A 6229-nucleotide genomic window follows, 5' to 3' on the forward strand; every position below is an offset into this window, starting at 1 on the left:
CGGTTCTGCCGCTTCACCCGGCTGATGGCAGCAACGGGCGTGGTCGATCACGCCCGTTGCTGCCATCAGCGATCGAGAAATGCGAAACGATGCGCCATCCCCCGTTTGGAAGCGTGTTGCTACGACCATGCTGCCCGGCCATGAGGTGGCATGACCGCTGTTCCGCTCGGCCCGCTCGTCCCCGAAGCCACCTGTCTTCTGCCGGGGTTTCAATGCCACAACGGCGTAGCCGTCACGCTCGAACCGCTCTCCGCGCGGCACGTCGATGATCTTTGGGAGGCAGGTCAGGCGGCAGACGTATCGTGGGCCTATCTGAAGTACGGGCCCTTCCCAACAAAGGACGACATGGCCGCGCATATCACGCGGATCAGCGGCCTTGAACGGCAACCCTTCTTCGCCGTTGTTCCAGCATCTAGCTGCAAAGCTGAAGGATGGGTGTCGTTCTGCAACATCGCGCCCGCCGACGCTGCAATCGAAATAGGGAGCGTTTGGTTTTCGCCCGGGCTGCAACGCACCCGCGCCGCCACGGAGGCCATTTTCCTGTTGATGCAGCACGCTTTCACACTCGGCTACTTTCGTGTCGTATGGCGGTGCAACGACCTGAATGCGGCATCCAAGCGTGCTGCGCGTCGGTTCGGCTTCACCTACGAAGGAACGTGGCGCGGTGACTGGATCGTAAAGGGTCGCCGGCGCGATACGGCCTGGTTCTCTATTCTGGAGCCAGAATGGCCGGCACGACGCACACTGTTCGAGATATGGCTTAGTGAAAGCAATTTCGACACGGATGGCGTCGCGTTCAAACCATTGTCGCCAGACACCTGAGGGAGGGCGCTTTCTCATTGGGATCGAAAAATGGGAAAGCGGCGGGTGTCTCCGCAAGTGCCCCTTCTTGCATCAGGGGGTCGGCACGGGACAGCGATATGCGACCTTGTAGCTCTGCCCCCAGCAGTGGAGGAAGCCATCGAGAACGCGAATGTTCATCGGCCAGCGAACCGCTCTTGGTTTGCCGTCCGGGCCGACCGGGTCCTTTAGCTCGGCCGGACGGGGCAGAGCTGCGAGTTTCGCACGAGCAGCTTCCAGCTTCCGGCGATCTCCTCGAAGGAACGCGATGCTTCCGTCCACGTAGAAGTTCCATCCCCACTTCGCATCGTCTGCTGCGGGATGCCTTCCCGTTTGGAAAAGCCTGATAGCGTCAGCATACTGGCCAACGTCGGCCCGTAGCTGGCCCTCATGCCATGAGAGGAGGGTATCGGCAGGTCCCATGCTTCCATGCGCCTCCCGCCAGACCCGGATCAGATCAGCAGCTTCCTTGGCACAGCCTTTTGCTTCGAGCGTCCGCCATCCCCCATTCATATCCTGATCGAACGCGGGAAGATCGAGCGCCAACATGGCGGATCGATCATATTGGCACTGGCTCGCGCCATCGGCGGGAGCCAGTGCGGCAAGAGCAAGCGCTGCTACGATCATCGCATATCCTTGTTTATTACAGGCCCGCTTAGGGACGCCCAACATGTTGCTGGACGGTCGACCTCATTTACACATCAAATGAATGAGATGCCGAGGCTTGTCGTACGTGATTGACGTGCAACCGCGAAGTACGTCGGCACCAACATAGACGATGTATGCTGCCCGAGATGGCTTGCGCTTCCCGTTGACGACAATGTCGTCGGTTATCTCAGACGGATCAGGTTCCTCGTCTCGTATGGAGTTGGCGCTTCCGAAATCAGCGGTGCGTACCAACAGCCGATCAATGCTGACCGGCCCTAAATCCAGCGTTCGGCTCAATCGCATCACGCGAGCCGGACGTTCGACGCCGTGCGAGATCATAACTCGCTGCGGCGTACCACTAAGGGCTCCGTCAAGTTCCTCACTAATGGCGCCTCCGGCAGCAGCGCTGGCAACGGTGGTGGCAAACTGAGGCGCGAACGCAAACTTGATCGACTTACCCCCGATCATCTTGGACGTTGCAGCGACCCACCAAGTGTCGGGCAGCAGAGGAATTGAGCTTGTACGTTCCGCCCCATTCGCCTCCCGCAAACGATATCGCACTACAGGTGCCGGCAGCGCATAGGGTCCCGCCAGCCCGTCCGCAAAATCATACGCATCTGCCTGCGACCATTTTGTGGCCACTCTGCTTGTATGGGAGCCAACGGTCAGATCGGCGTTCTGCGTGTAGCCTTTGACCAGAATCGGACCGACCTTGTTATCCGGATTCCGAGATACAGATATCAACTGGAAGCGCCGCGCGGCCTTGGCTCGTTCTTGCTCTGCATTGGGACCAAACAGGCCCAAGGCGACGGAGCGTCTCAGCGACAGCACTGACGGCATTCCAGAGCCGGAAAAGGTGTCTACGGTTTGGCCGTTTACCGAAATCTGCAACTTCCCATTTGGCGGTACGTCGATGACATGCCCCGCCTCGCTTGCCATGACGGTAGGCGCAAGCGTGCCTACCGCGATCGGGGCAAAAACCGCCCATTTTCTTCTCATAGTAAGCGATGCGCCTCTACTTTTTAGCGATGGGTCCTGTGGCCACGGGCTCGGAGCTCTTCATCGATGAATTCTATGGCCGCTTTTAGGCGGCCATCCGCTAGGTCACGAATAGGAACGGCGATCGAGACAGCCGGAGCATTCCGAGAGGGATCGAATATCGGGAAAGCAAGGTGCCGTCGAAATGCCTAGTTGACCGCATGTGTGGTGGCGCAGCAACACACGAAGATCGCGCAGCGCGTCAGGAGGATCGATGACGACCAAATCGTTCTTTGCAACTCGATCGGGTTCCCGATCAAGGCTAAGCGCCGTTGGAAAGGCAATCAGCTATCTAGCCCTGGCATTTGTCGGCGCGCTTCTCGTCTCGGCTGTGGCGAAGGGCCTTCTCGGCGCATCCCTTCTTCAACTCGCGCAAGGCGGCACGGCGACAGGTACGGCGAGGGCAGTGTTATTGCTGCTTGGGTTGGTTATTGCACCGACCGCGCTGGTTCTCCGAATCTTCAAAGAGCCGTTCCAACTCTCGGCATGGGCATTCGGCAGCGCAATGAGGCTCACAGTTTGTGGGCTTGCGACCGGCCTCATACTACTCGCGGTTATGGCAGGTTTGATGTGGCTGTTGGGTGCTGTCACGTTCGGCATCGCCACCCCGACCATATCATCGGCGATTTCGGGCTTGTTGATGTCCGCGATATTGTGGCTGGCTCAAGCAGCAGGTGAGGAAGGTCTGCATCGCGGCTACGCCTTCGTGCAGATTTGCCGTGCGATCTCGTTTTGGCCGACCGCCGTCTTGAGCAGCGCATGGTTCATGTACGGGCACATCGGAAACGAAGGCGAGACGGTGCTCGGCATCATCGCCGCAGGACTGCTCGGCCTGGCACTATCGTACAGCCTGCTAAAGACGGGTTCCCTCTGGTTCGCGCTCGGCTTTCACGCCTCGTGGAATTTCAGCCAGAGCTTCGTCTTCGGGTTTCACAACAGCGGGGGCAAACCCCTAGCCAGCCTGCTGTCCGCCACCCTCGACGGCTCGCCATTGCTGACGGGGGGCACCACCGGACCGGAAGCCAGTTTGCTCGTTCTTCCGGTTTTGATCGTCCTGTTCGCAATCATTCAGCGGGTCGCCGTCCCGACCTGCGAACGTTCGGACAGCCCGACATTCTCGACTCCGACAACCCGCTGACACTGCCTTCACGGTTGGAGGCTGCTGCGGGGCCGACCCGGTCTTCATAAAACGAACGGCCAGCGAGACGAAGCAGGCGTTCTCGAAATTGATCGGGAAATGGGAATGGTGATGCTACTGGGCGAGCGAAGCTGCTAGATTGCTGCCCAAGGGCCGGCATAGTTCGATGCGATGATGGCTACGCGACTTGAACGTGTTGGGACCGACACGCCGAAGCTCTCTATAGCCCAGTGACCGCCAGAACCTGTCCGCCGCCTCGTTCGCCTCAAGGACGGCAAGCCTTAGTTCCTGTGCTCCGCGAGCCGCTGCCCACTGCTCGATCGTGTTATAAATGGATCGGCCGATGCCTTGCCCTCTTGCGGCTGGATCAACGATCATGAATCCGAGATACCAGACGCCATCGCTTGGGTAGTCACGCAAGATGGCGCCCACGGCTATCAGGCCGTTTTCACCCCGCCAGCCCATAACGGTCTGATCGGCCGAACTCGTTTCATCGGGAACACCGCGGAACAAATCAATCGCGTTCGCCAGCGTCGTCGGCTCCCCGTCCTGCAACATGAAGTAGTCGGTGCACCGGGCATATAGGTCAGCAACGTCACCGGCATTATGCTCTGTGAGGACCGACGGCGGTTCACTGGTTGCGATCATCATCCACGCCTAGCTTGCCGGCTCCGCCGAAAACGACCTTTCCCACAGCGATCGAGACGGGGAAGGTTTTCCTATTAGGATCGAATATCGTGAACTGCCGGATCGGGAGAAAACCACCGCGGCGTTCATTCGATTACGAGTGCATTCTAGCCATCAAGTACATCAGCAACAGCAAGACGGCGATCGTGATGACCATGAGCATCGCGATTGGGAAGAGCAACCCGGCGCTGTTGTCGTGCCGCCAAGCGAGCATGAGAAACGTTGCTACCACGCCTATCGTAAGCCCACGCGGACCGAAGCCAAAGCTCCCGATAACGACCATCAGAACAGCCAAGCCAACTGAAACCCCAACGCGCGAAGCTGTCTTTGAGGGTCCCATCGGTCTTACGATGTCACCGACGATCGTGAGGCGCAACATAAGCATGCTCGCCGATGCCGATCCCCTTTAGTTGTCACGGCCGGAGCGATCCCGCAAGGGATCGGGATTTGGGAAGCACGCACCGCTCCTGCCCGCCGGCACCGATCGCGGGTTCGTCATTGCAGACAGTACCGCCTTCGTTAATATGATGCTCCGTAAATCCCTCACTTGCTGCGATGGCCCGTAAAAACGGATCACGTAGGGTTCGTATTCAAGGTGATGCCTGTGCTCGTACTATTTGCCGCCCTCGCCCTTGCACGCACTCAGGCGCCGGTTGAGGCTAAAGGTTGTACAACAACACCATTTGGTGTGACTTGCCGTAAGCAAGCGTCGCAAAAACCAACGAAGCATTGCAATACAACTCCGTTCGGTGTAGTTTGCTATTTGTCACCTTCGGATAAGCTAACGGGTCCCGCCAGCCTGACTACCGCAGGTAAAAAGGCAAAGAATTAAATGCCCGCAAGCTCGTGGGGGTTGCGACGTGCAGGTTTTCTTCTAAGCAAAGCCGCCTGAGCGTTCGCGCTAGGCATTCCACTTGCAGCGCCAGTGCTGGCCTTGGCCCAATTTTCTCCGATGGTACAGGCGCAGCAGCATTTGCGTGCCGTTGATACGATGACAGCGCAGTTTACGCAGGTCGATCACAATGGCCGTTCACTGGCTGGCGAACTTACGCTCAAGCGGCCGGGAAAAGTCCGCTTCCAGTATCAAAGCGGCGTACCTTTGCTTGTCGTTGGAGACGGTAACTCGCTCATAATGATCGACTACAAGGTTCGTCAGGTATTGCGCGTACCTGTCAGCAGTTCGCCGCTTTCAGCGCTGCCTGACCCAAGCAAGGATCTATCTCGGGTCGCTCGGTTGTCGCCGTTGACCAACCGCGACAAGGTGGTGCTTGAGGTCCGCGATCCCAAGCATCCTGAAAGTGGGACATTCACGTTTTCGTTTTCACGATCCCAAACATCGCCGGCTGGGCTGATGCTGGAAGGTTGGACCGTTTTAGATACCCAAGGCAATCGCACGACAGTCCACCTAACGGGCCAACGTCTAAACGGTGTGGTGAGCGATAAGGCGTTCACTTGGAATGATCCGCGTCCGAGAAGCCGCTGACACGACGTTCTCGAAAAGGAACTTTCAGCGAGACAGCCGGGTAGGTTTGGCCGATTGCCTACGTCACGGCCGACCGGCTTTCCCGAAACCTGTTCCCGAATGAATTGTCCCGAAATTGTCCGTTGGACATGGAGAAACGGGACGCCCGCAAACGAGGGTTTGCGTGACGATCGCTGGTCCTGTTCGATCGTGGGCGATCCATGTCACGCAACCCGTCACGCGATCTATGTGCCGCAAAGGCTGCTTAGCGTACGATTCCGAACATGCTCTCGCCGGTCCGCTCAATAAGCTGCCGACCTTGCACATTCTTGCCGGGGCCGTTTTCGGGAATCGTTGGTTAGGTGTTTGATCCCACGGTTTGATGGTGCGATCCTTTCGTTGGAATGGAAGGAAGC

6 protein-coding genes are annotated in these 6229 nt (G+C 58.2%); 3 read left to right on the plus strand and 3 right to left on the minus strand.

The annotated features are described in order from the left end of the window. The first annotated feature begins 150 nt into the window (after nt 1-150). On the plus strand, nt 151-822 hold the full coding sequence (locus IFS44_RS21315) for a GNAT family N-acetyltransferase (protein ID WP_192100096.1): 672 nt from the start codon (nt 151-153) through the stop codon (nt 820-822). Between the two features lie 72 nt (nt 823-894). On the opposite strand, the gene IFS44_RS21320 is transcribed toward IFS44_RS21315, so the two are convergent. Both IFS44_RS21320 and IFS44_RS21325 read right to left on the minus strand, forming a co-directional pair. After that, a complete protein-coding gene (locus IFS44_RS21320; protein WP_192100098.1) occupies nt 895-1467 on the minus strand; it encodes a hypothetical protein in 573 nt (190 codons plus the stop codon). A gap of 63 nt (nt 1468-1530) precedes the next feature. After that, nucleotides 1531-2487, minus strand: a complete 957-nt coding sequence (locus IFS44_RS21325; RefSeq protein ID WP_192100100.1) for a hypothetical protein — start codon at nt 2485-2487, stop codon at nt 1531-1533. A gap of 253 nt (nt 2488-2740) precedes the next feature. On the opposite strand from IFS44_RS21325, the gene IFS44_RS21330 reads away from it, so the two are divergent. Next, nucleotides 2741-3664: a CPBP family intramembrane glutamic endopeptidase gene (locus tag IFS44_RS21330; protein WP_192100102.1), complete on the plus strand. Its 924-nt coding sequence runs from the start codon at nt 2741-2743 to the stop codon at nt 3662-3664. 114 nt (nt 3665-3778) lie between these two features. Here IFS44_RS21330 and IFS44_RS21335 read toward each other — a convergent pair whose 3' ends face one another. Further along, a complete protein-coding gene (locus IFS44_RS21335) occupies nt 3779-4315 on the minus strand; it encodes a GNAT family N-acetyltransferase (protein ID WP_244650503.1) in 537 nt (178 codons plus the stop codon). A gap of 988 nt (nt 4316-5303) precedes the next feature. On the opposite strand from IFS44_RS21335, the gene IFS44_RS21340 reads away from it, so the two are divergent. Beyond that, entirely contained in the window at nt 5304-5834 is a 531-nt protein-coding gene (locus tag IFS44_RS21340; RefSeq protein ID WP_192100106.1) for a LolA family protein, read from the plus strand. Nucleotides 5835-6229 lie beyond the last annotated feature (395 nt).

The sequence above is a fragment of the Sphingomonas sp. CFBP 13706 genome (assembly GCF_014842355.1).
Lineage (GTDB): Bacteria > Pseudomonadota > Alphaproteobacteria > Sphingomonadales > Sphingomonadaceae > Sphingomonas > Sphingomonas aerolata.

Excerpts from the sequence above, each read along its gene's own strand:
- IFS44_RS21315 (WP_192100096.1), top strand. The coding sequence starts at position 151 with ATGACCGCTGTTCCGCTCGGCCCGCTCGTCCCCGAAGCCACCTGTCTT.
- IFS44_RS21320 (WP_192100098.1), bottom strand. The coding sequence starts at position 1,467 with ATGATCGTAGCAGCGCTTGCTCTTGCCGCACTGGCTCCCGCCGATGGC.
- IFS44_RS21325 (WP_192100100.1), bottom strand. The coding sequence starts at position 2,487 with ATGAGAAGAAAATGGGCGGTTTTTGCCCCGATCGCGGTAGGCACGCTT.
- IFS44_RS21330 (WP_192100102.1), top strand. The coding sequence starts at position 2,741 with ATGACGACCAAATCGTTCTTTGCAACTCGATCGGGTTCCCGATCAAGG.
- IFS44_RS21335 (WP_244650503.1), bottom strand. The coding sequence starts at position 4,315 with ATGATGATCGCAACCAGTGAACCGCCGTCGGTCCTCACAGAGCATAAT.
- IFS44_RS21340 (WP_192100106.1), top strand. The coding sequence starts at position 5,304 with ATGGTACAGGCGCAGCAGCATTTGCGTGCCGTTGATACGATGACAGCG.